We start from the raw sequence: 26,268 nt of genomic DNA, 5'->3' as shown, positions 1-26,268 counted from the left end.
CGAGAGATCACTCGACACCGGCGCTTCGCCGATTGCCTTACTGCGACGAATCAGCTTGATGCGAAGTGTCTATCGTCTTATGCAAACTGTCAACACTTTTTCAGTTCCAGGGTTTTCACTGACAATTCGAATCGAAATGACTTACTGCGCTATCAATTTCGGTGCGTCGAACTCCGCCGCCGCCATTCCTCGCGACGGAATGATGCATTTCGCATAGATTGAAGACGAGCATCGGACACCGTGGACCGCGGATCCTTTTTCAACGCTGACGAACAGAGTCCGTGTATTCGGCCGCGCGACGCTCGCCGCGTACCTCGCTGGATTCAACGGAAGGTTGATGCGCTTGATCAAGAGCATCCTTGGCGCTGCACTCGCCGACGACACGACCGACACGACCGACATGGGCGTCGATCGCGATTCGCAATACGGACGTTGTCGCGCTGTTTCTGCGCCATCTCAGGCAATGCGCGCAATTCGATGCGGGCGCAACCATCGAGCGCGTCGTGCTGGCGCGCCCCACTTTTTTTGTCGACGGCGGATCGCCTTGACCGCGCTTAAGGCGTACTTCCGCGAAATCGTCATGCCCGGCTTTTCGTTTGCAAGCGAGACGGCGGGATTGATGCTGTCTTCGACAATGACGTCGATGCGCCGCAGCTCAAGGTAGCTCAAGTTGGGTGCATCAAAACGCTACGCTTTACACAAGCAGATCTTCGTAAAACGCGCCAAACGCACGCGTGGGATGCGCAATCTGAATCTCGAGGATCCACAAGCCCGCGGCCGGCTGCTTGTCGAAATCGCCAAGATTGCCGGCTTTGTAGATGGCATGCGGGAAGTCGCTCACGCGATGGCCTTTGATGTCCACATTAAGCCGCCAGCCGTGTGCCTCGGCACGCGCGGCCGCATATTCGTACAACGCGATACCACTGCAGCCGGTGTCGCGCCAATGCCTGGCAACCTCGTCAAACACCGTCTTTGCCGCTTCGGCACAGCGCTGCATATCGTTGTCGTCGCCGACAGCGAACGTCGCGCCGGCGTCGCCTTCGTGGCCATCCCACACCACGCCCAGATCGATAAAGAAGATATCGTCCGAACCGAGCGTGGGGTCGCCCGCGGAGCGCTCCTTGAAGGTCCGTAGCGTGTCTTCGCCGAAGCGGATCAGCACCGGGTGCCAGATGCGGTCCATGCCCATTTCCTGCAACAGCTTCTTGCCCAGCGCGTTCGCTTCGGATTCGTGCATGCCTGGTCGGATCGCCGCCGCGATCTTTTCAACCGCCACCCAGGTCATGTCACGCGCGTGCCGCATCGCCGCTATGGAAAAGCTCTGACCCACCTGCTGTTTCGCTTCGATGTTCATGTGTCACTCCGATCTATTGCTTCACGCATTACTCCGCAACCTGCCTCCGCCGAGGTCCAGCAGAGGAGCACAGTTACAGCGGATGCCCTTCAGTACAGTTGGTGCACCGCGATCCGTCCCACATTGTATGCGTCGCCGGATCGGCGGCTTTCGCCGCATATTCGACGTATATACACGAATATATCGAGCAATTTTCGCATGAATCCAACGCATAAACGTTCGTCAATAATAATGATAAAAAATAATGAATGTCCGCCGCCCGGCGCTCGCGGCGACGATGAACCATCCGCGTCACCGAATGAGAGGCCGCGATGAACAACCCCCGCGAACTGATGCGCCACGATCTGCTGATCGGCGGCGAAGCCGTGCCGCCCGGCGGCGGCAAGTACTCCACCAATCTCGACCCTGCAACCGAAGAGCCGATCGCGCTCGTCGCCGAGGGCACGGTCGAGGATGTCGAACGCGCGGTGCAAGCAGCGCGTGCCGCATTGAAACCGTGGAACGCGATGCGCGCGGCGGAACGCGGCCGCATTCTGATGCGCTTTTCCGACTTGCTGCGTGAGCATCAGGATGAAATCGCCGAGCTCGAATGCCGCGACGCCGGCAAACCGATCGGGGGCGTGTTGCGCCAGGACGTGCCCTCCGCGATCGATACGCTCGCGTACTACGCAGGCTGGTGCGACAAGATCAACGGCCAGGTGGTGCCCGCACGGCCCGATGCGCTGACCTACACGCTGCGCGAACCGGTCGGCGTGGTCGCTGCGATCGTGCCGTGGAATTTCCCGCTGATGATCGGCATGTGGAAAATCGCGCCCGCGCTCGCCTGCGGTTGCACATTGATTGTGAAGCCCGCGGAAATCACGCCGCTGTCCGCGCTGCGTATCGGCAGACTCGCGCTCGAAGCAGGCGTGCCGCCGGGCGTGCTTAACATCGTCACCGGCAAAGGGTCCGTGATCGGCGACGCGCTTGTCAAACATCCGGGTATCGACAAAGTCACGTTCACCGGCTCGCCGTCTGTGGGGCGCGGCATTCTGCAAGGCGCGGTGAGCAATTTCAAGCGCGTGACGCTAGAACTGGGCGGCAAATCCGCGAACGTGATCTTCGCCGACGCGAATCTCGACAACGCCGTGCGCGCTGCGGCATCGGGCGTGTTCTTCAACGCGGGGCAAGTGTGTTCGGCGGGTTCGCGCATTCTCGTGCAGCGCGCGGTGTACGACGAAGTGGTTGAACGGCTTGCCACGCGCGCGAAATCGATCCGCCTCGGCGACCCGGCGCAGCGCGACACGCATATGGGGCCGGTTATTTCCGAAAAGCAGATGCAGAGCGTTCTCGACTACGTCGACATCGGCAAACAGGAAGGCGCGTCGCTTGTCACCGGTGGCAAACGAACGGGTGCGCGCGGCTATTTCATCGAACCGACTGTGTTCGCCAATGTCGCGCATGAAATGCGCATCTCCCAGGAAGAGATTTTCGGGCCCGTCGCGAGCGTGATTCCGTTCGATGACGAAGAGGACGCGGTGCGAATCGCCAACGGCACGCTATATAGTCTCGCCGCAGGCGTATGGAGCGCCGATATCGGGCGCGTGCATCGCGTCGCCGCAGGTCTGAAGGCCGGCACCGTGTGGATCAATACCTACGGCTATACGGATGTGCGTCTGCCGTGGGGCGGTTCGGGCGATTCCGGCTTCGGCCGCGAGCATGGCGATGTAGCGATCGAAAACTTCACGGAACCCAAGACGGTCTGGCTCGCGCTAACGTGAAAGCGATGCGCACGTATCGACGGCAGGAAGCGTGAAATAGAAGCGCGCACCGCCGTGGGCAGAACCGGTGTCTGCCGCGATCCACCCGTCATGCGCCTCGATGATCGAGCGGCAGATCGCGAGACCCATACCCATACCGTTTTCCCTGGTCGTGAAGAAGCGCTCGAAAAGATGCCCCATATGATCGGACATCAAGCCCGGGCCGCTATCCTCAATCGCGCAGCGCACGGTGGCGGCATTCGGCATGGAGGTCGAGATAGTCATTCGGCGCTGTGGGCTGTCCGCCTGTTCCATCGCCTGCATCGCGTTGACGGCGAGATTGACGATCACCTGTTGCAACTGCACGCGATCAGCGAGCACGTTCGGCGCTTCGGGAGTGAACTCGTGAAACACGATCACGCCGCGCGCCTCAAGTTCAGGACGCAGAAACGTTAGCGACTCCTCGATAAGTTCATCGAGCGATACGGGCAACTGCTCGGGCGCGCGCCGGATGGCCATCGCGCGAATATGATCGATGATATCGGCGGCCCGGCGCGCTTCAGCGAGAACGTGCGCAGTCGTCTCCCGCACCTCCGCAATATTGGGTTCCGGCCTGTCGAGCCAGCGCAGCCCAGCCTGGCCATTGATACTAATGGCCGCTAGCGGTTGCTTCAGTTCATGGGCAATCGATGCAGTGAGTTCGCCGAGCATCGAGATGCGCGCGGCGTGCGCGAAGTCCGCCTCGGCGCGCCGAAGCGCTTCCTCTGCATGCCGGCGCGCGACCAGTATCGCCATTCCGCTATGAACAAGACCCGCAATGACCAGCAGCATGCCAGCCGTAAAATAGCGGTTCGCCCAATCGATCGCAGCGATATCTTGCGGACCCGCGACCCCGTGTCTAAAGATCAGAATAATGACAGCCAGTACCGCTACGATTGCAGCGCCGCCCCATAACCATCGAACGGATCGCGTCCAGGCGAGCACGATCACGACGAACAGGTACAGCTTCGCAACGTTGAGCGGAACCGGTAAGTAGCAGTCCAACGCAAAGATCAGTAGCGTGAGCGCGCCGGCGAGCACCTTTGCCTGTGCGGGTGAGACCCGCAAAACACTCCACTTCTTTCTGAGTCCGTCCCCGAAGCCGGACGCGAGCCTGACGCCTTGCTTAATCTGATGAATGCGAGGTCCCGTCGTCTCGTTCAGCACGGTTGTCGCTCCTTCGGATTAGAGGGGCGCGCGCGTCGCACCTCGACCGCTTCATCTTACCTTGATCGCATCTCCAAATCGCAGGATACCTCCCTCCACCCGATGCGTCGCGCCTCTGCCCGCAGGCCTTATTTCATACGCACGCTCACGGCTTGCACGCACAACCCATCAACGCATCCGCCTGACACACCACAACGTCACCGCCATCACGCATACGCCGACGATCTGCGTTGATCCAAGCGCGTGTCCATACACGACTCTGTCGACGAGAATCGCGGTCAACGGATAAACAAATTGCAGCAGCGCAATATTGCCTGTCTTCAACCGGCTCATGCCCGCGTAGAGCACAACATACGCAAGGCCCGTATGGATAACCCCGATGCCCGCGAGCCATCCCCACGCCACGCCCCAACCCGGCAGACCATGCAGCAAGGGCCACCAGCACGTCGCTAACAGGCCGATCAGGCATTGCCACCATGCAAGCGCAAAGGAACTGACTTGCGTCGCCATTCTCGCGATCATCGTGACGCCCGCATAGGCGAAGGAGCCGACGAGGCACATCGCCACGCCGCTCCAGTAGTCGGCCGATACTCGGCTACCTGGTTGGCCGTGGCCATTCAGCACACCTGTTGCCAGCACGAGACCGACGAGCGCGATGACCGTCGCTACCGCGCGTTGCGCCGAAATCTTCTCCCGCAGCAACCATGCGCCCATCGCGATGACCCAGAACGGTTGCACATGAAAAATCACGGTCGATACGGCAATCGACGTTCGTGGAATGGCAGCGAAAAAAAGCCCCCAGTTCACGACCATCAGCAACCCCGCCGCGACCGCATAGCGCAATGCGCGCCCCGTCAGGCGCAGTTCCGCGATGCGCCCTTGCGCAAGGCCCCAGAGCGACAGCGCAACGCCGCCGAAGAAGCATCGGAACAGGACGGTCGTGATGGGATCCTGCCCCGCCTCTTCGATAAAGATGCCAATGGTGCCGAGCATGACGCCGCCGAGCACCATCAACGTGGCGCCGCCCTGCTCGTGCCGGGCCGCGCTTTGCACATCAGCGCATTGCGCGTCGCTTATCACACTGGAAGTCGATGTCGAAGATTTCATGCAGCGCATTCTGTGCGCATTGACGGCATCGCAAAAGCGAATTTATATTGATTTAATCTTTCGAAAATCGAATAGAAGACATGCAACCCAAAGACTTGCAAACGGACTGGCTGCGCGCATTTGTGGCGGTCGTCGATACCGGCTCCCTCACCGCCGCGGCGAGGCTCGTCTACCGTTCTCAATCCGCCGTGAGCATGCAGATCAAGAAGCTCGAGGAAGCGGTAGGCAAACCGCTGCTTTCGCGCGATTCGAAGCACGTGTCGCTCACCCCGGTCGGCGCGGACTTGCTCGTTTACGCACGTCGCATGCTCGAATTGCAAGCGGAAGCATTGGCCGCCATTCATGGCGCGCACATCACCGGCCGCATTCGCCTCGGCGTCCCCGACGACTACGCGATGGCCTATCTCACCTCCGTTCTGCGCCAGTTTTCGACGCGCTATCCGAACATCGAAGTCACGCTCGTCTGCGAGCAGTCCACCGTGCTGATACCGAAAGTCGAGCGCAGCGAGCTCGAACTGGCGGTCGTCACGCGCGATCATCCTGAGCGCGGCACACTGCTGTTCCGCGAAGGTCTGGTGTGGGTCGGCGATGAACAACATGAAGCGTGGCGCCGCGACCCGCTGCCGATTGCGGTGCACGAGGCCGGCAGTCTGCCGCGCGCCATCGCGCTTTCAGCGTTGGCGGCCCAGAAGCGCGACTATCGCATCGTGTATCACAGCCCGAACGTCGCGGGCCAGCATGCCGCGGCCGCAAGCGGAATGGCGATCGCCGTGCTGACGCGCTGCAGCGTGCCGCCCGCGCTGAAAATTCTCGATGCGCGGCACGGCTTGCCCGATCTGCCGGAGCTCGACGTTGCGCTTGTTCGAGGCAAGAAGTCCGTGCGCTCGCAGGCGGTCGATGCGATGCATGAACAGATCGTGCTTGCGCTCGGCAAGGGCACGGATCAAGGCAGCGTATAAACGCGAACAAACAAGTTAGTCGAGAGATCAAATCTGCCAGCCAAGACCGAGGCTCTTCTGCAGCGATACGAAGTCTTTCAGCAACTCGGCTTGCCCCGCAACGACATTCTGCTGCGCCGTAAACTCCTGGCGCTGCGTATCGAGCAAATCGATCAAGGTCGATACGCCCGCGGTATAGCGCTGCCGCATCAGCACAGCCGAATGAGTGGCCGACGCTTCGACCTTCTGCAACGTGACGAGATGCTCGCGTTGGTGCCCATAGCGTGAAAGCGACGAATTCGCATCCTGCAGCGCCTCGAGCACGGTCTTCGTGTATTGAGCCTCTGCCTCGTCGCGCGACGCCTCGGCCGCATGCACGCTGCCTAGCGTGCGACCGAAATCGAACACGTTCCATTGCAGATACGGCACCGTCACCCAGCTAAAATTGCTCTTGCGTATCAGATGACCCGGATCGCTTGCGCTAAAGCCGATATCGCCAAGCAAAGTCACCTTTGGAAAAAAATCCGCAACATGCTCGCCGATTTCCGCATTGCTCGACGCAAGCCGCCGTTCCGCTGCGCGAATGTCGGGCCGCTGCTGCAACATCGCCGATGGGTCGCCGATTGAAACGGTCTGAGGCAACGCCGGCAGCGGGCGTGTGGCGGCAAGCTGTTCGTCGAGCGCGCCGGGTGCGCGGCCGGTCAACACCGCGAGACGGTCGAGCGAATCGGTCACTTGCGCGTCGAGCGGACTGATCGTCGCACGCGTGTTCTCGACCTGCGTGGTCAGGCGCTCGACATCGACGTCCGCCGCCGTGCCGCGTGCGCGGCGCTGCTGCGTGAGCGTCAGTATGTTCTGCTCGGTCTGCGCCTGACGCTGCGCGATCTCAAGACGTGTCTGCTCGTCGCGCAGTTCGATATAGGTGCGAGCGACCTCGGCCGCAAGCGATACCTGGGTATCCGCAAGATCGGCGTCGACGGCCTGCGCGTTCGTCGATGCTGCTTCGATCGCGCGCCGCGTGCCGCCGAACAGATCGATTTCCCACGACGCGTCGAAGCCGGCCGTATAGAGTTGCAGCGGGCCGCGCCCCGAAGACGACGTGCTTCCGTTGCCGCCGTTATTGCCGCTATTAAACGCACTCAGGTCCGGCTCGCGCGCGCGCAACGCGGCCGCATTCGCCGACAGCTTCGGCAACTCGTTGGCATTCTGCTGATCGAGCTGCGCGCGCGATTCGCGCAAACGCGCCTGTGCGATACGCACATCGGGACTATGCGCAAACGCGGCCGCGATGAGTTCGCTTAACTGCGGGTCGTTGAATGCGAGCCACCACTGGTTCGGCGGCGCCGGCGTCATCGTCGTGCCGGAATTCGCCGCGCGCACGAAGGTCTTGCTGCCGGTCGAATCCTGCGCGACAGCGGGCGCGCCGCGATAGTCAGGGCCGACCGTGCAGCCCGGAAGCACAAGCGCGGACAGCAACGCAGCAGCCGCGACTGCAGAACACGAAGGACGGTTGAACGTCATATTGATGTGAAAAAGCGACATAAGCGCCATTAGTGTCCAGCCGACGGAGGCGCCGGTGCATTCCGGCGCGGCGTTTTCAGCAGCAGCGCAAGCGGAATGCACGCAAGCAGCGCGATGCCGAGCAGATAGAAGGTTTCCGAATACGTCATGACAGTGGCCTGCTGCTGGATCTGCGTGGCGAGTTGCCCAAGCGCGCGCATATGCGAGTACGCCATGTCGCCCGTATGCGTGAACCAGTTAGCCGCGTTGGTTGCGAGGTTTTCCTGACCAATCAGCGAATTCGCGCTGACCGATTCGCGAATCATCGCGGTATGGAACGTCGTGCGCCGATCGATCACCGTGCCGATAATCGCAAGGCCGATCGACCCGCCCAGGTTACGCGCCATGTTGTACAAACCCGCTGCATCGCCCGAATCTTCGCGCGACACAGCCGCCATCGACGCCTGATTGAGCGGCATCATCGCGAGCATCTGCGCGGTGCCGCGTATCAGTTGCGACCAGACGAAGTCGTGCCCGACGCTTTGCGCGGTCAAATCGATATCGAGCATGCAACTGGCCGCGTACATCAGCAGCCCGGTGATCACGAGCAGGCGGAAGTCGAACTTCGCCAGCATCCGCGGCAAGACCGGCATGATCATGAACGCGGGCAATCCGGACAACAGCATGATCGCGCCCGACTGTTCCGCGTTATAGCCCGCCACGATGCCGAGAAACTGCGGCAGCAGATACGACACGCCATACAGCGCCGCGCCCACTGCCGACACGATGATAATCACGCTTGCATAGTTCGGATTGCGCATCAGGCTCAAGCGCAGGATTGGTTTCTTCGCCGTCAATTGCGAAGCGCCGATCAGGACCATGCCGAACACCGATACGCACGTAAGCGAGATGATCAGCGACGACTCGAACCAGCGCTCGCGCTGACCTTCCTCGAGCACCACCGTCAGCGAACTGAGCCCGATCGCAAGGCCGACGATGCCGAGCCAGTCCGCCTTCAAAAACGCCTCCCAGTGCGGCTTATCCGACGGTAAGCCGACCACGAGCAGCGTCATCAGCGCAAGACAGATCGGCAGATTCATAAAGAAACACCAGCTCCAGCTGATGTTTTCCGCGAGCCATCCGCCAACGACGGGCCCTAACAACGGCCCGAGCAGCACGATCAAGCCGAACATGGTCATGCCGACCGGCATCTGCGACAGCGGCAGGCGCGTGCGGATGATGGTCTGCGCGGTCGGAATCAGCGCGCCGCCGGTGAAGCCCTGCCCGATGCGGCCGGCAATCATCATCGGCAGCGTGTGCGACCAGCCGCACATCATCGAAAACGCAATGAATAGCGCCGAATTCGTGAACAGGAAATTGCGCAAGCCGAATACGCGCGTCAGCCACGCGGCGAGCGGAATCATCACGATTTCCGACATCAGGTAGCCGGTCGAGATCCACGTGCCCTCAGTTCCAGTCGCGCCGATTTCGCCTTGAATTTGCGGCAGCGCGGAGTTCGTGATGGAAATATCGAGCGTCGCCATCAACGCGCCGAGTGCGCCTGCGGCGACGGCGATCCAGTCGCTCGCGCTGGCACGCGGTTCGGAGTGCGGAGCATGCGATGCATGAGAAGCGGCGCCGGGCGCCGGCGCGGATGAATTAGCCACGTTGGTTCTCTGCATCGATGCGCGCATCGCGATCGCGCGCGGAACGCGTGTCGACGTCGACCGTCACCGAGAGCCCCGGCAACAGCACGCTACGCGTTTCCGGGCCCGTCTCGATACGAATCCGCACCGGCACGCGTTGCACGATCTTCGTGAAGTTGCCGGTCGCGTTCTCGGGCGGCAGCAAGGCGAATTGCGAGCCCGTGCCCGGAGAAAAGCTGTCGACCACACCATGCAGATCGTGGCCAGGCAAGGCATCGACATGCATGTCCACCGGCTGGCCGATACGCATGCGGCCCACCTGCGTTTCCTTGAAATTGGCCACGAGATAGGTGTTCTGCACGGGCACGACTGTCAGCATCCGCGTGCCCGGCTGCATGTATTGGCCCACGCGCACGGTGCGATCTCCGATCTTGCCGCCTAGCGCGCTGCGCACCGTCGTGTTGTCGAGGTCGAGCTGCGATTGCGCCGCGCTGGCTTGCGCCGCTTCGAGTTGCGCCTTGGCCTGCGCAAGCTGCGCGGTGAGCGATGCGACCTGCGAGCGCGCCGCATCGACGGCCGCCGCATTCGCGGCGAGCGTGGCGTTGGCCTGATCGCGGCTGCTCGTCAGCTCCGACAGCCGTTCGCTGGTTTCGGCGCCCGTGGCGATAAGCGGCGCGTAACGACGCACCTCATCGCTCGCATGCCGCGCGCTCACGCGCGAGACCTGCTGCTGCGCGAGCGCCTGCGCGATGTTGGCTTGCTGCTGCTTGATGTCGGCCTGCGCGCGTGCGATGTCGGCCTTGCGTGCATCGATCGTGGCGAGCGCCTGGTCCAGCGCGACCTGATACTGGCGCGCGTCGAGCTGCACCAGCGGATCGCCGGGCTTGACGACCTGGTTATCGCCGACGAATACCTTCGTGACATAACCCGCCACTTTCGGCGCGACCGTCACACTGTCGGCCTGCAAATACGCGTCGTCGGTGCTTTCGATGAAGCGGCCCACGGTCCACCAGCGCACGAGCCAGAGCGCGCCGACGATCAGCGCGGCGGCACCCAGCACGATCAGCACCATGCGCCGGCTGGGACGCCTTGCGCCTGCGGCAGAAGAGCCTTTAGCGGGTTCAGCCGGAACAGGGCGGTTAGGAGAGCCTGCGGTTGTTGACATTATTTTGGTCCAATTTTTTCCAACTGGCATAATTATTCCAGCCGATAAAATTGTGTCAAGTGTTATATTTCTCGGGAGCAACGGAGAAAAATGCATGAACCCCGCAAAGAAGCTGCGCCGGTCGCCCGATGGCGGCTATGCGCGCGGCGATGAAACGCGCCACCGGATCATCGATGCAGCGGTCGAACTGTTTGGCGAATACGGCTTCGACGGCGCCTCGACACGCGATATCGCGGCACGCGCCGGCGTCAACGCACCGGCGCTGCAGTACTACTTCGAGAACAAGGAAGGCGTCTATCGCGCATGCGTCGAAGCGCTGGCCGACGAAGCGTGGAAAACATTTGGACCGGCCGTCGAACATGCGCAGAACGTGCTGCGCGAGAACGCCGACACGGCTACCTTGATCGATGCGTTCCTGCGCATTCAGGAAGCGATCGCCGACGCCGCCTTTGCCAAAACCAGCAAGCCCGGCCGGCGCATGTTCTTCGCGCGCGAGCAGGCCGGATACGAACCTGAAAGCGCGTCGGAAATCCTCGTTTGTAAAATCCGCGACCCGCTAAACCAGGCGTGCGCGGCACTGATCGCGCGAATTTCCGGGCTCGCCGCCGACGATCCGGTCACCGCGATCCGCAGCTTCAGCCTGAATGGGCAAATGGTGATTTTCCACGTTGCGCATCGCTCGACGCTTGCGTCGTTGCGCTGGAAAAGCATCGACGCCGAAAAGGCTCAACTGCTGAAGGCGACGATACGCGATCAGACGCGCACGCTGCTCGAGCAATGGAGCATCGAGCGGGACAAAGCGCGTAAAGCCACCGTCAGCCCAAGCGCCGCTAAAGCAAGGCCGCGCAAATAGCATCACGCCGCTTCTTCAAGAAAGTCCGTAATCGCATCCCGGCTCGGCGTAATGCCTTTCAATTGGAGCACCGCGCCCGCATTGCCGCGGTGATAGGCTCCATGCAGGCACACATGCAGAACGATTTCGCCGCGCCGCATGTGCGCCGGCTTTCCGCTCGTAAACAGGAAATCGACAGGCTGCTCGAAGTCTTCGCGCGCGAGACTATCGACATAAGACGCGTACCACTCGTCGACCTCTTTCATACTTCTTGCAAGCGGCTCGAGTTCCGGCAGCGTGTCCGAGCGCGGCGCCTGAAAGCCGTGCGGCAGCCCCTGCAGATGGTGCTGAAAAATCCGATCGACCACATGAATGTGGTCGAGTATGCGAAGCATCAGGATAGCGTCGTCTTTGCCTAGCCGGTCGAATTGCTCGCTTAGCACATCGCAAAGGCCGCGGTCGGCCCAGCATTTGATCGCAATCAGCTGCGAGTAAGGCTGACATGTCATGACGCCACTCCTGTTATACCGCTCACAACGAACGGTTCGACTGGAATCGGATTTTCGGGTTGCCAGGCGATTGGCCAGATGCATAATACGAGTACTAGCTCGTATTTGCCTACTCGCATTTGGAGCGCGAAAAATGGCGCGGAAACCGCCCACCAAACCAAGGAAACACGCCACTCAGCAGCGGTCGCGCGCAACCGTCGACGCGCTGATCGAAGCGACTGCTCGCATTCTGGTCACGGACGGCTTCGATAAAGCGAGTACTAACCGGATTGCCGGAAAGGCGGGCGTCAGTGTTGGTTCGCTCTACCAATATTTTCCGGGCAAGGAAGCACTCGTCGCGGCGGTGGTGGAACGTCATGGCAATGAACTGACGCAAGTCGTTCGCCGTGCGTTGACCGACGTCGCGGCGCTGCCGATGGAGCAGGCGGTGCGCAAGCTGATCGCCGCCGCCATCGAGGCCCATCGAATCGATCCGACCTTACATCGCGTGCTCTCCGAGCAGATGCCGCGCACCGGTAAATCCGAGAGCATGGAAATGCTAAGCAGCGAGACGTATGCGCTGTTCAGGGCTTATCTCGACGCGCATCGCGACGAGTTTCGTCAGGTCGACCTTGAACTCGCCGCGTTCGTTTGCGTCACGTCGATCGAAGCGCTCACACATAGTGCCGTCCTGCACCATTCCGAACAGCTTACCGATGAAGCATTCGAAGTGCTCGTCGACGAGGCGACCAGGCTGATCGTCCGATATCTGCAGTAGTGCGTGAGTGGTGAGTACGTGAGTGCATCGCGCAACATGCGTCGCGCAACAACTAGGCAGCCGTCGAAAAATGAACAGCGAGCCAGAGCGCCCAGACAGCCAGCGCAAGCAGCACCGCCCACGTGACCAGGGCGCCGATAAGCTGCATCGTGAACTTCGGCCGCTCGATGCCGAACGCGTGCACGATACGCCCCACGAGATAGACCGCGCCGAGTCCTTGAAGCCATGCGCGCGACCCGCCTGCATATTCAAGCAGCGCCATCAGAATCAGCACAAACGGCGTATATTCAACGAAGTTGGCATGGGCGCGCATGCGAGCCAGCAACGACGGAATACCGAGGTCCCCCACTCCCCCCGGACCGTTCAGACGAATGCGCACACAACGATAGGCGAGCCAGAGATTAACCAGTGAAAGGGCACCGGCGAAGCCGAGTGAAGTGGGCAGCGGCATGGCGAGAGTTCGGAAAGTAATCGCGGCGCAAGCATACCGGCAATGCACGCCCTTGCAAGCGGTTTTAGAAGATATATGCCATCTAAATACACGTCAAGCGCGCGCACGGGATTTTCGTCGGCAGTGTCTTCGATTCGCGCTTGCGGCAATAGCTGTATGCGAACAGTCAGGGAGGTTCGCGCTGGAATGTTGGGAACAAACCATGCGTGATGAGCGTTATCTCATTGAAGGGAGACGTGACATGAACCACTCGCTGAAATTCCGGCCGATGCTGAATGTGTCTGTGTTGGCATCGGTGTTGGTATCCGCGCTCGCGGGCTGCGCTGCCGGCAGCGGCGCGCAACAAAGCGCGCGCACGCATCTGACTCCCACGCAATGTAGCGACCTGACCGCGCTCAGAAACAAGGAGCCGCTCACACGCGAGCGCAACCTGAGCCAGCTGGCCGCCCTCGAAGCAGCGGGCTACAACCCGTCATGGGGCTTCGATCCGTACTATCCGGCCGATCTGCAGGCAGCCCAGAAAAAGGTCGATCAGTGGTATGCGACCGATTGCCAGCAGGTACAACAGCCCAATTGAGCCGCACAGCAGAGCCGCACAGCCCATTCAATCGGCTTCAGGTTGGTTCGCTGTTTCCGCGGCGCGCGCTCGCCCACGATTGATCGCGTATTCACGCGGCGTCATCTGGTAGCGAGCCTTGAACATGCGGCTGAAGTGCGCATGGCTCGCGAAGCCGCACTCGTAGGCAATTCTCTTGATCGTCCCATGCGACGCGTCGGCGAGTAAGCGCCGCGCCGCCTGCTCGAGGCGCATCGACCACACGTAACGCATGGTCGACAGGCCGGTGGCCTGAAATGCACGCGTAAGGCTGCTAACCGACATATGCAGCCCATCGGCGATCCGCTCGACATTGAGTTCGAGGTCGCCGAGATCACGTGCGATCAGCTGCTTCGCGCGCCGCACCGTGATCGCGTCCGCCCGGTGCGAGCCTGGCTCGTCACCGCTGTCGATCAGCACGTCGAACAGATCGATGCACTGACCGCCGAGACGCGCGAGTAGCGCTTCGCTAGCCTTGCCCCCTTGCGCCGTCAAATTGAGCAGTACATCGCGTACCGCGCAAACATCGGCTGAAGCAGGGTCCGGATGAAGAATCGCAGGAAAGCTGGAACGCAGTCCGCGCTCGCGAAAGACCGGCTTCGGTACGCGTAGCGCCGAGAAGCGCGCGGGGTCGCGCAACGATACGGTGAATACATGTTGCGGATCGAGCACAGCGATGTCACCCGGCCCGAACGTCATGGTTCGGCCACGCTGCTCGATCGACACGACGCCGCTTTTCACCGCCTTGACGATCAGATACTCCGTCTCCCAAGGGTCGATGGATCGCTGTGTGCCCGGCGTAAGCCTCTGCCACGCCGCATCGATATTGATGATATCGGCTTGACCGGCGTGCCCGATATCCATGGCCGACCGGCCGAGCTGCGAGACATCGAGGCTGCAGAGCCAGCCTCGCTTCGATAGTGCGCCGATCCATGCCTGACGATCTATCGGCTTTCCATTCCATGCATAAGACGTGGTATTCGCTTTCATATTGCTTTTAACAGATGAACGCCACTCCCTGTCCATTTATAAGGATGGACAACTATCAAAAAAGGAAAGTTCCGGGTTGAAGCCGTTCAGGCACACATCGCCCCAGGCAGGGCGCCCGCAAGCCAGGCCATCTGCGCGATCGCGGCACGATCCACCTTCCCCTGTTCGGTGAGCGGCACATACTGCGCCGCCACCACGCGCACCGCACGCGCGACGTTGATACCGCACGTCGATTCAAGCTTGCGTGAACAGCGCTCCGCATCGATCCGCTTGCCCGGCCACGGCACGGCAACGGCATTCCACCGATATCCGCGAGTGTTATCTTCCGTTGCCACAGCGACCGCGACCGCATAGCGCACTTCGGGCAACGCACACAACTGCGACTCGATCTGCGCCGGACCGATATCGACGCCGTCGATCGTCGCGACATCGGCGGCGCGGCCGAGCACATGCAAACAGCCCCGTTCGTCGACGAAGCCCACGTCGCCCGTCGCGCACCATCCATCGTTGAACTTGCGCGCTTCCTCGGCCGGCTGATGGTAATAGCCTTGCGCCACAGCCGCGGACTTCACTTCGATGGCGCCGGTCTGTCCATCGTGCGCGAGCGTGCCGTCCGCGCGGCGAATACGCACGGCGACATCGGGCCGGATGCGTCCCGCACTATGCAGCATGCCCGGATCTGCCAGATAGTCCGCTGGCGACAACACGCTCACCAGTCCCGCTTCGCTCGCACCATACAGATGTGTAAGCACCGGGCCGAACCGCGCGATCGCGCGGCGCCGCAGAATCGCCGGCGCCGATCCGCCGATATGCGCGATCGAGCGCAGCGAAGAAAGATCGCGCTTACGCACGTCCGGGTGATCCATCGTGTCGAACAGTTGCGGCTCGACGAGCAGCACATCGGTAATGCGTTCGGCTTCGATCGTCTCGAGCGTTTGCGCAGCATGATGGCAAGGCTTCAACACAACCGTACCGCCGCCTATCAGCGTGTTGTCGACAAGCACTTGCGACAGATACGCCAGCGCGCCGTTAACCAGCTGACGGCGGTCCTCGCGGCTCGGCGCGCTGACCATCGCCGAATACGCAGCGAAGCTGCGCCGGCTCGCTTTCGGCACGCCCGTCGAGCCGCCCGACGAAACAATGACCGCGAGATCGTCGGGCAGCGCGCAGCAGCGCATCGGCAGTGCGGATTGCACGCGCACCAGCCGGGCGAAGCGCGAACCGGCAGCGCCGCTTGCATCGACAAGGACGACGCGCGCGTTGACATCCGCGGGCACGAGATGCGCCGTCTGCGCGAAGGCAACGAGTATCGTAGGTTGAAGACGCGCGATATAGGCCGCGCGATGCTCTGCCGATGCGATGGCGGGCAGGAACATCGATGCCGCGCCGAGCAGGTTCGCCGCATAGCGAATGGCGAGTGCATCGGGGCAATTGGGTGCGAACAGCGCGACAAACGAACCGCGCGCGACGCCGAGCGTCGCAAGCGCGCGTGCATGACGATAGATCGAAGCGCGAAACGCGCTACCGGTTACGTCTTCGTCGAGATAGCGCAGCACCGTGCCATCGGCACGCTTTTCCAGCTGGTCGAGCAGAACGTCGACATAGGGCCGGAACGCCGTTTTTTCCCTCGTTTCCATGGCCGCCCCCTCGTTTTAAGCGATGGATGCAGTGTGCCCGTGCAAAATGAGGAAAAAATGAGCCGCTCGATCCGGTTCGGATGGCGAGGGATTGCGAGCTTATTGATCGGCCAGTTCCACGCGGTCGCGCCCGTTTCGTTTGGCTCGATACAAAGCGGCGTCGGCAAGGCTATACGCCGTATCGAAGTCGGTTCCTTTCAGATTCGCACTGACGCCGAAGCTTGCCGTCACGCGGCGATTCACCGGCGGCGCAAACGCGTAGCTGCCGATTGCTTGCCGCATGCTTTCGGTCAGCACGCGCGCATCGGCCGGATCGCATCTGGGCAGCAGCACCGTGAATTCCTCACCGCCGACGCGGCCGACGAGGCCCTTGTCACCGACTATCCGGCGCAGGCACTCCACCACGCCCATGATGACCCGGTCCCCGGTGGGATGGCCGAAATCGTCGTTGACGCGCTTGAACTCGTCGATATCGAGCACGACCATCACCGCACTGTTGGTCTGCAGGACCTTCGTGGTCCGCTCGATCACCGCGCTGCGGTTGAACACGCCCGTCAACGGATCGCGAGTCGCGCGATACGCGAGCTGCTGCGCAAGCGCCTGCATTTCGCGTTCGGCGCGATCGCTGCGGCCGATCAGGCGCCGCGTCTCGCGCATCAGGCGCTCGAAGTGCGCAATCAGCTCTCCTAGCGACTGCCGGTAACCGAGCTCGCCCACGTCGGCATTCGCATGGATCATGCGCGCCTTTTCCAGCGCGTAATTCTCGGTCTGGAAGAGATCCGGCACGTCGCTCAGAGAGGCATCCGCAGAGGAGATCCTGGACACTTTATTGTCCTTGGTGAGAGACCGGGCGATCGGTGAATTCGATGGCGTGAAAATCGGACTTCAGTTCCTCGCCAAACTCGGCAATGGTTTCGTCTTCTTCGTCGCGATACCAGTTCATCAATACGCGGCTACCCGCCTGCGCCGCGCCGTCGAGCGCATCGAACATGCTGAACAGCATCTTGGTGCTCGAGCTGTTGAAGTACGTCAGGACGACATCGATGGTGATCATCGCGTCTTCGGCGCACCCGGAGAGATACGCCCGCAATTGCTCGATGATCGGCGCGTAAAACGCCGCCGCGTTCTCGGGATACGACTCGCCCCTCAATAGCAGCGAGTGTTGATCGAACCGGAAGTCGACTTCCGGAGAAGTCGACGTTGCGGCAATGTACAGGTTATCCATGGCGCTCGTACGCCTCCTTTAGATGATGGCCTTGAGGCAAAACAGCGTGGTTTCAGGGTCGTCGGCGCGCGGGTGAAACGCGAACTCGAGCGGCGCGCAGGCATCGCGCGCCATCGTCAGAAAACCCAACCCTGCTCCTTTGCTCTCCTCGGGAGTCTCGGCTCGCAACGAGACCTTGTATGCCTGCTTGATTTCTTCCAAAGACATATTGCGCAGCGGTTCAAGCTTGGTGCGCAGATGTTCGACGTCGGCAGTCGAAATCGGATTGACGCAAAGCATCAGATGCCGCTCGCCATCTTTTCTGATGCATACCGCGCCTTCGCGAATGGCGCCGCCGCTCTGACTGTCCGGCTGCAGCGCATCGGCCGAATAGTGCACGATGTTCTGCGACAGCTCGACAAACGCCGAAAAAAGCTTGCGGCGCGTCGGGCCGTCTACGCCCGCGACTTCCAGTTGCAGCCTCACTACCTCGCCCATCGAGGCGACGATGTTATGGGAAAAGTAGCCCTTATGATAAAAGAGCACGTTGCGCCTCTGCGCAAGGTCGTAGAAGGCGCTGTCCTGTTCGAGTATTGAAGACATTCTTGTTATTTAATGGCTATACACGGGCACAAAATAAAGTGACGTCATCGCGGCGGGCTTGCGTGGCTTGCCATTCACCAAGCGAGTGCCGCAGGCTCTCCCCAATTGCCGGCGCCGGTTCCGCTCGATGCTGCGCGATCAGACTCAAGGCGCGGCGTCGCCCAAACGAAATGTTTTTCGATCCGCCGATCTGATCGATAAGACCATCGGTGCAAACAAACAGCAGACTGCCGGGTGGCAGCGAGACGGTCCTCAAATTCCATTCGTAGTCGACGAGGCTGTCGACATAGCCCACGCCCATGCGATCGCCGGCAATCGTTTCGAATTGGGCAACATCAGGCAACAGCACGTTGAGCGCGATCCTCGCGCCGGCAAAATGCAATTGACGTTGCGACGCGTCGAACCAGAAGAACGCGGCATCGAGCCCGTCGTTCGATTGAGACGCTTCGGCCGTGCTGTTCGCCTGCCCCATCAACGCCTTGACGTTGCGATTCACCGCCGCCAGCAGCGCGGCCGGGTCGCGCGGCCCGATCTGTTCGAGCGCCTGCGACAGCGACGCGGAAGCCAGCAGCGTCATGAACGCGCCGGGCACGCCATGCCCCGTGCAATCGGCCACGGCACCGAACCAGCCGTCGGAGAACGAGGCGAAATGGTAGAAATCGCCGCCGACCACATCGCGCGGCTCCCACACGAGCGAAGCATCGGGCAGCATCGCCGAGAGCGTATCGCGCGACTCGCGCAACATGGCGCGCTGAATCACGCTCGCATATTCGATGCTCTGCATGATCTGGCGGTTTTTCTCCGCCTGCATTTCCGCGACCGCGCCAAGCAGCTGCAAGCCGCTGCCGAGGCCGGCGAAGTTTCCGTCGCGCGTCACGATGAAACCATCGATTAGCGCTTTCTCGCCCACTTCGACCGTTTTGAATGTCAGCGCTTCGATGCTCATGTCCGCGTCGACAACGAGCGGCTCTTTGTCCATAAACGCAACGCAGCTTTTCTTATCGTAAAGCTCGCGGTGAAACGGCTTGCTCATCTGCGACAGGAAAATATCGCGATTGATAAGCCCGATTGGCCGGTCGTCTTCGGTAACCGCGAGACTGGCCATATCGCGACGCGAAGAGAAAATCTGCATCACCAGCGAATTAGGATCGTCCGAACGGACTGCGGGCACATCCTGACACAGTTCCCCGGCAGACCGTGGATCCCGTTGCGCGCCGGAACGGCGAAACCGCGAAAACGCTGGATGCATGATGAGGCTAGCCAATCGTGAATGGAAGCCAGCACGCTAATAGTTCAACGTGTACTGTGCGTGACAGAAATTACGTCTGGCATAGCCTCGCATGGTAACGCCGTTTTATCACCACATCCAAGCCATACATCCAGAAATTGCTTAAAATGCGCAGCGCGCACGGCGCTATTTTGTAATGTAGTAATACGCAAACGTTTGACATGCCGATTAATCGCCGGCAAGCAATTCAGGCCTGGCTAAAGCCTAAGAAAATGCCGGCTTGCGCCGGCACTGAATACGGGCTTACTCGACAAAGCCCAAAGAAAAACTGACCGCTTACTCAAGCTTCCCCTGTCACCGGCCCCGCCGGAATGCCTTCGATCGGACATTCGGGCGTACCCGGTGCGGTACGCGTCAGCGCTTCGACCTTCTTGCGCGCCGCGTCGGGATCGTTGATCCAGTCGCGATAGAACCCAAACGGACACGCTACCACGCCATGCATGCTCTCGCCTGAATTGATCAGGCCGGTGTAGCCGCGATGCAGCAGCTTGTACAAATGGTTCTGCGACTGCATATTGCGCCGCGCGTCGCGAATCAGGCTCAACGACAGTTCCGCGTATTGCACGCCCATTTCCTCTTCACCGCATTCGCCGAGCGTGCGCCCGTCGAAACCGACGATTGCCGAATGACCGAAATACGAATACACACCGTCCCAGCCCGTCGCATTGGCGACGGCGACGTAGGTGTTGTTCATCCACGCCATCGTCTTCGAGACCATCACCTGCTGCTCCTTCGCAGGATACATGTAGCCCTGGCAGCGTACGATCAGCTCGGCGCCCTGCATCGCGCAGTCGCGCCAGATTTCGGGGTAGTTGCCGTCGTCGCAAATGATCAGGCTGATCTTCAACCCCTTCGGCCCATCCGACACATACGTGCGATCACCGGGATACCAGCCTTCGATCGGCGTCCATGGCATGATCTTGCGATACTTCTGCACGATCTCGCCGTGATTGTCGATTAGCACCAGCGTGTTGTACGGCACCTTCTTCGGATGCTCTTCATGACGTTCGCCGGTGAGCGAGAAGACGCCCCATACGTTGGCCTTGCGGCACGCCGCGCTGAACACCTCGGTTTCCGCACCCGGAATCACCGCTGCGGTCTCGAACATTTCGTCGCGATCGTACATGATGCCGTGCGTCGAATACTCGGGGAAAATTACCAGATCGAGGCCCGGCAGGCCCTGCTTCATGCCCGTTACCATGTCCGCAATCTTGCGGGCGTTCTCGAGCACTTCGGCTTTCGTATGCAGACGCGGCATCTTGTAGTTGACTACGGCTACGCCCACGCTGTCCTTGCTGCTCGAAATGTCACCATGTCGCATGGCTGCTCCTCCAGTTTCAATTCATGCTGATCGATCGCCGCTCACCGCACGGCGGACGTTGTACATGCAACGTTGCTGCGCCCTGCTCGCCGCTCAATGGCTGATCATCCATGGGCGGCTGCTACCCGCTGGGCGCTTGAGCCCATCTCGCTGCGTGCCGCCGCCGCTCGCACCCGCCAACGAGATGCGCGAACCGCTGCAGCAGCCGCAACCCGATGGATGGCGCGCCGCACCGCCGCTCGTCTGGCGCGGCTCATGCGCGGCCCGTTCGTTGGTCGCGTGAGCATTGCGCTGTGCGCCCGCCATCAGCGCGAGCGCCGGCGCGCTGATCAGGCGCGACGCACTGGCACCGCAATCGGGGCAATGCAACGGCAGATCGCGCGCGGCGACGCTACGCATCACGGCGAACGGGCCGCAGCTCGCGCATTGAAAGTCGTAAACCGGCATGACTGGCTCCTCACGTTAGCAACTGACGATCAGGACCGCGCGAGGTCGTACGAAAGCGGCACATCCACTCCGCCCGGTACATGCTTTATCGGACCCTGCGCATTCGGACGAATATCGAAATCGAAGATCTGCGTCGGCAGCCACAACGTCGCACACGCGTTTGGAATATCGACGACGCCGCTGATATGCCCCTGCACCGGCGCTGTGCCCAGCAACGCATAAGCTTGTGCGCCTGAATAGCCGAATTTCTTCAGATACTCGATCGCATTGAGGCAAGCCTGCCGGTAAGCGATGTGTACGTCGAGGTAATGCTGCTTGCCGCTCTCGTCGACCGAGATACCTTCGAAGATCAGGTAGTCGTTGTAGTTCGGCGTAATCGGGCTCGGCTTGAAGACCGGATTGCGGATGCCGTATTTCTCGACGCCACCCTTGATCAGATTGACCCGCATATGCACCCAGCCGGCCATTTCAATCGCGCCGCAGAACGTGATTTCGCCGTCACCCTGGCTAAAGTGCAGATCGCCCACCGAAAGACCCGCGCCATCCACGTAGACGGGGAAATACACCTTCGAGCCGCGCGACAGATCCTTGATGTCGCAATTGCCGCCATGCTCGCGCGGCGGCACCGTGCGTGCGCCGTGCGCGGCCGCTTGTGCCTTCGCGTCGCCGGCCAGCTTGCCCATGTGCGCGGTAGCGGCGAACGGCGGGTTCGCCAGCGGCGGCACGCGCGTGGGCTCGGTGGCGATCAACGCCGCTTCGCGCGCATTCCATGTTTCGAGCATCTTGGGATCGGGCAGGCAGCCGATCAGCCCGGGATGAATCAGCCCGGCGAAGTTCACGCCCGGCACGTGCCGCGAACTTGTATAAAGGCCGTGAAAATCCCAGATCGACTTCTGCGCATGCGGAAAATGATCGGTCAGGAAGCCGCCGCCATTCGACTTCGCAAAGAAGCCATTGAAACCCCACTGCGAATCCGGGCGCGCGCCCACGTCAAGCAGGTCCACCACCAGCAGGTCGCCCGGCTCCGCGCCTTTCACGCCCACCGGGCCGGACAGGAAGTGCACGATCGACAGATCGATATCGCGCACGTCGTCGGCGCAGTCGTCGTTCTTGATAAAGCCGCCGGTCCAGTCATAGGTTTCCAGAATGAAATCGTCGCCCGGATTGACCCAGCAGGCCATCGGAATGTCCGGGTGCCAGCGGTTGTGGACGTTTTCGTTTTCGTAAGCAGACTGCTTCAGGTCGACCTTGATCAGGGTATCGGGCATCTCACTCGCTCCTCGTTTCAATTACTCGAACATGTGCGACGGCCTGTGCCGCCGCACGCCACGGCCTCGCGGGCGGGCCGTTCAGACAGACAGGTATTCGCGAATCCGTTCGCTGTCGCCGGCATCGCGCGTGCTCTGATGCACGAAGCGCCCGCCTTCGATGACGAACAGCCGGTCGGCTACGTCGAGCGCGAAACTCAGCACCTGTTCGGATACCAGAATCGCGATGTCGCGCGTCTTGCGGATTTCGTTCAGTGCTTTGGCGATGTCCTTGATTACCGAGGGCTGGATGCCTTCGGTCGGCTCGTCGAGCAGCAGCACTTTCGGATCGGTCACCAGTGCCCGCGCGATCGCCAACTGTTGCTGCTGCCCGCCGGACAGGTTGCCGCCCTTGCGCTTGCGCATATCGAACAGCACTGGGAACAGCGCGTAGATTTCGTCGGGCACCTGCTTGCTGCCGGCATTCTCCAGACCCGTCCGAATGTTCTCCTCGACGGTCAGCGTCGAAAAAATCTGCCGTCCTTGCGGCACATAGCCAATGCCCTTCGCCACGCGGCGGTAGCTTTCCTCGCCGGTCACATCCACACCGCCGACCCGCACCGAGCCGCGCCGCGACGGCAGGATGCCGATCAGCGTCTTGAACAGCGTGGTCTTGCCCATGCCGTTGCGGCCCATCACCGCCACGGTTTCCTTGCTCGCCACGTTAAAGCCGATGCCATGCAGCACCTCGCTTTGCCCGTAGCTCACCACCAGATCGTCGACTTGCAGCATGTGCGCCCCCTCAATGCCCGAGATAAACGTCGATCACGCGCGGGTCGGCCTGCACCTGTGCCATCGGCCCTTCCGCGAGAATCTTGCCCTGATGCATCACGGTCACCTTGTGCGCAATGCGTTCGACGAAGGCCATGTCATGCTCGATCACGATCATCGAGCGGTTCTCGCAAATGCGATCGAGCAGTTCGGCTGTCACCTCGCGCTCGCGCACGCTCATGCCGGCGATCGGTTCGTCGAGCATCAGCAGTTCCGGTTCCTGCATGAGCAGCATGCCAATCTCGAGCCATTGCTTTTGCCCGTGCGACAGCAAACCTGCTTCCAGATCGAGCGATGCGGCAAGGCCAATCTCGTCGGCCACCGACTGCACGCGATTGGCCACCTCGGTGTCCTGCCGGTACGCCAGCGCGCCGAACACGCTGCGCCCGCGCGGAAACGACACCTCGAGGTTCTGCGCGACACTGAGGTTTTCGTAAATCGACGGCGTCTGGAATTTGCGGCCGATGCCTTTGCGCACGCGGCGAAATTCCGCGAGGCTCGTGATCTCTTCGTTGCGAAACTTGATGCTGCCCGCGGTTTCGCGCGTCTTGCCGCAGATCAGGTCCAGCAGCGTGGTCTTGCCCGCACCGTTCGGTCCGATCACCACGCGCAGTTCACCGCGCTCCAGGTACAGGTTCAGCGAATCGATCGCCTTGAAGCCGTCGAACGACACGCTCAGGTCTTCGATCGCCAGCAGGAAATCGCTATTGCTCATCGCCCGCCCCCCTCTTGTAGGCAGCGCCACGCAGCGCCCTTTGCACGCGCGTGCGCACATGCTGCTCATACAGTCCGGCCAGTCCGTTCGGGAACGCCATCACGACGCCGATAAACATCGCGGCCATCAGATACAGCCACAGGTTCGGAAAACTTTCGGAAAACCACGTCTTGCCGAGGTTGACCAGAATCGCCCCATACACAGCGCCCACCAGCGACATGCGCCCGCCGACCGCCGCATAGATCACCATCTCGATCGACGGCACGATGCCGACAAACGAAGGCGACATAAAGCCGACCTGCAGCGTGAACATCGCGCCGCCGATCGCCGCGAGCAGCGCCGCCACGCAGAACGCGAAGACCTTGAACATCGACACGTCGTAACCGGAAAAGCGCACCCGGTCTTCCTTGTCGCGCATGGCGAGCAGCAGCGTGCCGAGCTTGCTGCGCTGAATCCAGCGGCAGCCGATCAGCGCCGCCAGCAGCAGCACCGCGTTGACGAAATACAGAATCAGTTTTGCCTGGTCGGTACGGATGTCCCAGCCGAGCAGCGTGCGCAGATCGGTAATGCCGTTTACACCTCCGGTGAAACCCTGCTGGCCGATGATCAGCACTGACAGGATCAACGCAATGGCCTGCGTGATAATCGCGAAGTACACGCCGCCGACGCGCCGCCTGAACATCGGATAACTGACGATCAGCGCAACCGCAGCCGGCACGACCAGCGCAGCGAGTATCGCGAACGGCAACGAATGAAACGGCTTCCACCAGAACGGCAGCGCGGTGACCTGGTTCCAGTCCATGAAGTCGGGAATGCCCGGCGTGGTCTGCGTTTTCGTGGCAATCGGATTGGATGCCTCGAGCTTCAGAAACATGGCCATCGCATAGCCGCCAAGCCCGAAAAACACCCCCTGGCCGAGACTCAGCACGCCGCCGTAGCCCCATGCGATCACGAGACCGATCGCAACGAACGCGTACGTCAGGTACTTACCCATCAGGTTCAAACGGAACGCGTCGAGTGCGAGCGGGAAGACGATCAGGATCAGCAGTGCGAGCAGCACGATGCCGCCGTATCCGGATGCCTCGATGCGCGCGGCAAGCGCGCGCCAGCCGACCGGCGCGGCGGGTGATTTGCCGCGGGCCGCGACCGGCCCGGCAGAGGGATTCAGAGGTTCCATGTCCGTCTCTCCGAACAGGTTGATCGAACAAACTCAAAGGGGGCGTCAAGCTGGTGCAGCGCGTGCTTCAGTTTCATGCGCGCCGCACCTTCGAAGCGAAAAGCCCTTGCGGACGCAACATCAAAATGATCACGACCGTCAACAATGTCAGCACGCGCGCAGTCGAGCCCGACAGAAAGAACTCGCTGATCGACTGGGTCTGCGCAATGCCGAAAGCCGATGCAACCGTGCCGAGCAGACTCGCGGCACCGCCGAAGGTCACCACCAGAAATGAATCGACGATGTACAGCGAGCCGCTGGTCGGCCCCGTCGAGCCGATTGCCGTGAAGGCAGCGCCTGCCACACCGGCCACGCCGCAACCGATGGCAAAGGTCACGCGGTCGGTCAGCTTCGTATTGATGCCGGCGGCGTTGGCCATCGGCCGGTTCACGACCGTGGCCCGCACCCGCAGCCCCCAGCGCGAGCGGTACAGCGCAAGCAGCAGGCCGCCGGTCATCAGCAGCGCGAGGCCCATCACGAACATGCCGCTCACCGGGATATCGAGGCCCGGCGCCGGCTCCCACGAGCCCATCAGCCAGTCGGGCAGCGCGGGACTGACTTCCTTCGGGCCGAAGGTCGAGCGGAACACCTGCTGCATGCCGAGGCTCAAACCCCATGTAGCCAGCAGCGTATCGAGCGGACGCCGGTACAGATGCCGGATCAGCGCCCACTCCGCAAGCCAGCCCGCCGCGAACGCAATAAAGAACGCAGCCACGATCGCGAAGAAGAAGTACATCGGCGCGAACGCGTGCCACACGTTCTGCGCGAACAGCGAAAACAGATACACGGTGTACGCGCCGATCGTCATGAACTCGCCGTGCGCCATATTGATCACGCCCATCTGGCCGAAAATCACGGCGAGCCCGAGCCCCATCAGCAGCAGCACGCTGAACAGGCTCAAGCCGGCGAAACCCTGCATCAACGTGATGTTGAAAATGTCGGTTGCTGACATCGAAGTTCTCCCAGATTC

The 26,268-nt window shown here is 61.3% G+C and carries 27 protein-coding genes; 6 read left to right on the top strand and 21 right to left on the bottom strand.

Annotated features, from left to right (window positions below; translation table 11 throughout):
- Window positions 1-359 precede the first annotated feature (359 nt).
- Window positions 360-548 carry a hypothetical protein gene (locus KZJ38_RS27340; protein ID WP_219803094.1) on the top strand — a complete coding sequence of 63 codons (189 nt, stop codon included), beginning with the start codon at window positions 360-362 and terminating at the stop codon, window positions 546-548.
- Between the two features lie 146 nt (window positions 549-694).
- On the opposite strand, the gene KZJ38_RS27335 is transcribed toward KZJ38_RS27340, so the two are convergent.
- Window positions 695-1,354 carry a M24 family metallopeptidase gene (locus KZJ38_RS27335; RefSeq protein ID WP_219803093.1) on the bottom strand — a complete coding sequence of 220 codons (660 nt, stop codon included), beginning with the start codon at window positions 1,352-1,354 and terminating at the stop codon, window positions 695-697.
- 311 nt (window positions 1,355-1,665) lie between these two features.
- Here KZJ38_RS27335 and KZJ38_RS27330 point away from each other — a divergent pair, with 311 nt between their 5' ends.
- Window positions 1,666-3,114: an aldehyde dehydrogenase family protein gene (locus KZJ38_RS27330; RefSeq protein WP_219803091.1), complete on the top strand. Its 1,449-nt coding sequence runs from the start codon at window positions 1,666-1,668 to the stop codon at window positions 3,112-3,114.
- On the opposite strand, the gene KZJ38_RS27325 is transcribed toward KZJ38_RS27330, so the two are convergent.
- Entirely contained in the window at window positions 3,106-4,299 is a 1,194-nt protein-coding gene (locus KZJ38_RS27325; RefSeq protein ID WP_246642035.1) for a sensor histidine kinase, read from the bottom strand. The two genes, KZJ38_RS27330 and KZJ38_RS27325, sit on opposite strands and share 9 nt — an antisense overlap.
- Before the next feature lie 168 nt (window positions 4,300-4,467).
- Window positions 4,468-5,415, bottom strand: a complete 948-nt coding sequence (locus KZJ38_RS27320; RefSeq protein WP_425518422.1) for a DMT family transporter — start codon at window positions 5,413-5,415, stop codon at window positions 4,468-4,470.
- Between the two features lie 71 nt (window positions 5,416-5,486).
- Here KZJ38_RS27320 and KZJ38_RS27315 point away from each other — a divergent pair, with 71 nt between their 5' ends.
- Window positions 5,487-6,365 (top strand): LysR family transcriptional regulator, encoded by an 879-nt coding sequence (locus KZJ38_RS27315; RefSeq protein ID WP_219803087.1) that lies wholly within the window; start codon window positions 5,487-5,489, stop codon window positions 6,363-6,365.
- A gap of 27 nt (window positions 6,366-6,392) precedes the next feature.
- On the opposite strand, the gene KZJ38_RS27310 is transcribed toward KZJ38_RS27315, so the two are convergent.
- Genes KZJ38_RS27310 through KZJ38_RS27300 form a run of 3 tightly spaced genes read right to left on the bottom strand, consistent with a single transcriptional unit; the run spans window position 6,393 to window position 10,562 of the window.
- Complete coding sequence (locus KZJ38_RS27310) at window positions 6,393-7,886, bottom strand: efflux transporter outer membrane subunit (RefSeq protein WP_425518421.1); 1,494 nt, start codon at window positions 7,884-7,886, stop codon at window positions 6,393-6,395.
- An 8-nt stretch (window positions 7,887-7,894) separates the two neighbouring features.
- Window positions 7,895-9,526, bottom strand: a complete 1,632-nt coding sequence (locus KZJ38_RS27305) for an MDR family MFS transporter (protein ID WP_425518420.1) — start codon at window positions 9,524-9,526, stop codon at window positions 7,895-7,897.
- Complete coding sequence (locus KZJ38_RS27300; protein ID WP_246642034.1) at window positions 9,504-10,562, bottom strand: HlyD family secretion protein; 1,059 nt, start codon at window positions 10,560-10,562, stop codon at window positions 9,504-9,506. The genes KZJ38_RS27305 and KZJ38_RS27300 overlap by 23 nt, the downstream gene beginning before the upstream one ends.
- Window positions 10,563-10,749: 187 nt before the next feature.
- Here KZJ38_RS27300 and KZJ38_RS27295 point away from each other — a divergent pair, with 187 nt between their 5' ends.
- Window positions 10,750-11,508: a CerR family C-terminal domain-containing protein gene (locus KZJ38_RS27295; RefSeq protein ID WP_219803081.1), complete on the top strand. Its 759-nt coding sequence runs from the start codon at window positions 10,750-10,752 to the stop codon at window positions 11,506-11,508.
- 2 nt (window positions 11,509-11,510) lie between these two features.
- On the opposite strand, the gene KZJ38_RS27290 is transcribed toward KZJ38_RS27295, so the two are convergent.
- Window positions 11,511-11,996, bottom strand: coding sequence for a DinB family protein (locus KZJ38_RS27290; protein WP_219803080.1), 486 nt, complete (start codon window positions 11,994-11,996; stop codon window positions 11,511-11,513).
- 133 nt (window positions 11,997-12,129) lie between these two features.
- On the opposite strand from KZJ38_RS27290, the gene KZJ38_RS27285 reads away from it, so the two are divergent.
- The gene (locus KZJ38_RS27285) at window positions 12,130-12,753 is read left to right on the top strand and encodes a TetR/AcrR family transcriptional regulator (RefSeq protein WP_219803079.1); all 624 of its coding nucleotides are present in this window, start codon (window positions 12,130-12,132) and stop codon (window positions 12,751-12,753) included.
- A gap of 52 nt (window positions 12,754-12,805) precedes the next feature.
- Here KZJ38_RS27285 and KZJ38_RS27280 read toward each other — a convergent pair whose 3' ends face one another.
- Complete coding sequence (locus tag KZJ38_RS27280) at window positions 12,806-13,204, bottom strand: MAPEG family protein (protein ID WP_219803078.1); 399 nt, start codon at window positions 13,202-13,204, stop codon at window positions 12,806-12,808.
- Between the two features lie 241 nt (window positions 13,205-13,445).
- Between KZJ38_RS27280 and KZJ38_RS27275 the strand changes: the two genes are divergently transcribed.
- Complete coding sequence (locus KZJ38_RS27275; protein ID WP_246642033.1) at window positions 13,446-13,781, top strand: DUF4148 domain-containing protein; 336 nt, start codon at window positions 13,446-13,448, stop codon at window positions 13,779-13,781.
- Window positions 13,782-13,808: 27 nt separating this feature from the next.
- On the opposite strand, the gene KZJ38_RS27270 is transcribed toward KZJ38_RS27275, so the two are convergent.
- The 13 genes from KZJ38_RS27270 to urtB form a co-directional block, all read right to left on the bottom strand.
- Window positions 13,809-14,789, bottom strand: coding sequence for a helix-turn-helix domain-containing protein (locus KZJ38_RS27270; protein ID WP_219803077.1), 981 nt, complete (start codon window positions 14,787-14,789; stop codon window positions 13,809-13,811).
- 86 nt (window positions 14,790-14,875) lie between these two features.
- Window positions 14,876-16,426, bottom strand: coding sequence for a class I adenylate-forming enzyme family protein (locus KZJ38_RS27265; protein ID WP_219803075.1), 1,551 nt, complete (start codon window positions 16,424-16,426; stop codon window positions 14,876-14,878).
- A gap of 99 nt (window positions 16,427-16,525) precedes the next feature.
- Window positions 16,526-17,251, bottom strand: a complete 726-nt coding sequence (locus KZJ38_RS27260; protein WP_425518419.1) for a GGDEF domain-containing protein — start codon at window positions 17,249-17,251, stop codon at window positions 16,526-16,528.
- 1 nt (window position 17,252) lies between these two features.
- Entirely contained in the window at window positions 17,253-17,651 is a 399-nt protein-coding gene (locus KZJ38_RS27255; protein ID WP_219803074.1) for a DUF1987 domain-containing protein, read from the bottom strand.
- 18 nt (window positions 17,652-17,669) lie between these two features.
- Window positions 17,670-18,233, bottom strand: coding sequence for a SiaB family protein kinase (locus KZJ38_RS27250; RefSeq protein ID WP_219803073.1), 564 nt, complete (start codon window positions 18,231-18,233; stop codon window positions 17,670-17,672).
- Between the two features lie 16 nt (window positions 18,234-18,249).
- Window positions 18,250-19,365, bottom strand: a complete 1,116-nt coding sequence (locus tag KZJ38_RS27245; RefSeq protein WP_246642164.1) for a SpoIIE family protein phosphatase — start codon at window positions 19,363-19,365, stop codon at window positions 18,250-18,252.
- Between the two features lie 436 nt (window positions 19,366-19,801).
- Window positions 19,802-20,842, bottom strand: coding sequence for an aliphatic amidase (locus KZJ38_RS27240; protein WP_219803071.1), 1,041 nt, complete (start codon window positions 20,840-20,842; stop codon window positions 19,802-19,804).
- Between the two features lie 93 nt (window positions 20,843-20,935).
- Window positions 20,936-21,289: an FmdB family zinc ribbon protein gene (locus KZJ38_RS27235; protein WP_219803070.1), complete on the bottom strand. Its 354-nt coding sequence runs from the start codon at window positions 21,287-21,289 to the stop codon at window positions 20,936-20,938.
- A gap of 29 nt (window positions 21,290-21,318) precedes the next feature.
- The gene (fmdA, locus tag KZJ38_RS27230) at window positions 21,319-22,557 is read right to left on the bottom strand and encodes a formamidase (RefSeq protein WP_219803069.1); all 1,239 of its coding nucleotides are present in this window, start codon (window positions 22,555-22,557) and stop codon (window positions 21,319-21,321) included.
- An 81-nt stretch (window positions 22,558-22,638) separates the two neighbouring features.
- Entirely contained in the window at window positions 22,639-23,328 is a 690-nt protein-coding gene (urtE, locus tag KZJ38_RS27225) for an urea ABC transporter ATP-binding subunit UrtE (RefSeq protein WP_219803068.1), read from the bottom strand.
- Window positions 23,329-23,338: 10 nt separating this feature from the next.
- Window positions 23,339-24,082: an urea ABC transporter ATP-binding protein UrtD gene (urtD, locus tag KZJ38_RS27220; protein WP_219803067.1), complete on the bottom strand. Its 744-nt coding sequence runs from the start codon at window positions 24,080-24,082 to the stop codon at window positions 23,339-23,341.
- Window positions 24,072-25,259 (bottom strand): urea ABC transporter permease subunit UrtC, encoded by a 1,188-nt coding sequence (gene urtC, locus KZJ38_RS27215; protein WP_219803066.1) that lies wholly within the window; start codon window positions 25,257-25,259, stop codon window positions 24,072-24,074. Before urtC ends, urtD begins: the two co-directional genes overlap by 11 nt.
- Window positions 25,260-25,332: 73 nt before the next feature.
- Window positions 25,333-26,250: an urea ABC transporter permease subunit UrtB gene (urtB, locus tag KZJ38_RS27210; RefSeq protein WP_219803065.1), complete on the bottom strand. Its 918-nt coding sequence runs from the start codon at window positions 26,248-26,250 to the stop codon at window positions 25,333-25,335.
- Window positions 26,251-26,268: the final 18 nt, after the last annotated feature.

This window comes from Paraburkholderia edwinii, assembly GCF_019428685.1.
Lineage (GTDB): Bacteria > Pseudomonadota > Gammaproteobacteria > Burkholderiales > Burkholderiaceae > Paraburkholderia > Paraburkholderia edwinii.
Note: the sequence above shows the minus strand (reverse complement) of the source record. Positions and strands in the feature narration are given on the sequence as shown.

Excerpts from the sequence above, each read along its gene's own strand:
- KZJ38_RS27335 (WP_219803093.1), bottom strand. The coding sequence starts at position 1,354 with ATGAACATCGAAGCGAAACAGCAGGTGGGTCAGAGCTTTTCCATAGCG.
- KZJ38_RS27330 (WP_219803091.1), top strand. The coding sequence starts at position 1,666 with ATGAACAACCCCCGCGAACTGATGCGCCACGATCTGCTGATCGGCGGC.
- KZJ38_RS27320 (WP_425518422.1), bottom strand. The coding sequence starts at position 5,415 with ATGCGCTGCATGAAATCTTCGACATCGACTTCCAGTGTGATAAGCGAC.
- KZJ38_RS27315 (WP_219803087.1), top strand. The coding sequence starts at position 5,487 with ATGCAACCCAAAGACTTGCAAACGGACTGGCTGCGCGCATTTGTGGCG.
- KZJ38_RS27310 (WP_425518421.1), bottom strand. The coding sequence starts at position 7,886 with ATGTCGCTTTTTCACATCAATATGACGTTCAACCGTCCTTCGTGTTCT.
- KZJ38_RS27305 (WP_425518420.1), bottom strand. The coding sequence starts at position 9,526 with ATGCAGAGAACCAACGTGGCTAATTCATCCGCGCCGGCGCCCGGCGCC.
- KZJ38_RS27300 (WP_246642034.1), bottom strand. The coding sequence starts at position 10,562 with ATGGTGCTGATCGTGCTGGGTGCCGCCGCGCTGATCGTCGGCGCGCTC.
- KZJ38_RS27295 (WP_219803081.1), top strand. The coding sequence starts at position 10,750 with ATGAACCCCGCAAAGAAGCTGCGCCGGTCGCCCGATGGCGGCTATGCG.
- KZJ38_RS27290 (WP_219803080.1), bottom strand. The coding sequence starts at position 11,996 with ATGACATGTCAGCCTTACTCGCAGCTGATTGCGATCAAATGCTGGGCC.
- KZJ38_RS27285 (WP_219803079.1), top strand. The coding sequence starts at position 12,130 with ATGGCGCGGAAACCGCCCACCAAACCAAGGAAACACGCCACTCAGCAG.
- KZJ38_RS27280 (WP_219803078.1), bottom strand. The coding sequence starts at position 13,204 with ATGCCGCTGCCCACTTCACTCGGCTTCGCCGGTGCCCTTTCACTGGTT.
- KZJ38_RS27275 (WP_246642033.1), top strand. The coding sequence starts at position 13,446 with ATGAACCACTCGCTGAAATTCCGGCCGATGCTGAATGTGTCTGTGTTG.
- KZJ38_RS27270 (WP_219803077.1), bottom strand. The coding sequence starts at position 14,789 with ATGAAAGCGAATACCACGTCTTATGCATGGAATGGAAAGCCGATAGAT.
- KZJ38_RS27265 (WP_219803075.1), bottom strand. The coding sequence starts at position 16,426 with ATGGAAACGAGGGAAAAAACGGCGTTCCGGCCCTATGTCGACGTTCTG.
- KZJ38_RS27255 (WP_219803074.1), bottom strand. The coding sequence starts at position 17,651 with ATGGATAACCTGTACATTGCCGCAACGTCGACTTCTCCGGAAGTCGAC.
- KZJ38_RS27250 (WP_219803073.1), bottom strand. The coding sequence starts at position 18,233 with ATGTCTTCAATACTCGAACAGGACAGCGCCTTCTACGACCTTGCGCAG.
- KZJ38_RS27245 (WP_246642164.1), bottom strand. The coding sequence starts at position 19,365 with ATGCAGATTTTCTCTTCGCGTCGCGATATGGCCAGTCTCGCGGTTACC.
- KZJ38_RS27240 (WP_219803071.1), bottom strand. The coding sequence starts at position 20,842 with ATGCGACATGGTGACATTTCGAGCAGCAAGGACAGCGTGGGCGTAGCC.
- KZJ38_RS27235 (WP_219803070.1), bottom strand. The coding sequence starts at position 21,289 with ATGCCGGTTTACGACTTTCAATGCGCGAGCTGCGGCCCGTTCGCCGTG.
- fmdA (WP_219803069.1), bottom strand. The coding sequence starts at position 22,557 with ATGCCCGATACCCTGATCAAGGTCGACCTGAAGCAGTCTGCTTACGAA.
- urtE (WP_219803068.1), bottom strand. The coding sequence starts at position 23,328 with ATGCTGCAAGTCGACGATCTGGTGGTGAGCTACGGGCAAAGCGAGGTG.
- urtD (WP_219803067.1), bottom strand. The coding sequence starts at position 24,082 with ATGAGCAATAGCGATTTCCTGCTGGCGATCGAAGACCTGAGCGTGTCG.
- urtC (WP_219803066.1), bottom strand. The coding sequence starts at position 25,259 with ATGGAACCTCTGAATCCCTCTGCCGGGCCGGTCGCGGCCCGCGGCAAA.
- urtB (WP_219803065.1), bottom strand. The coding sequence starts at position 26,250 with ATGTCAGCAACCGACATTTTCAACATCACGTTGATGCAGGGTTTCGCC.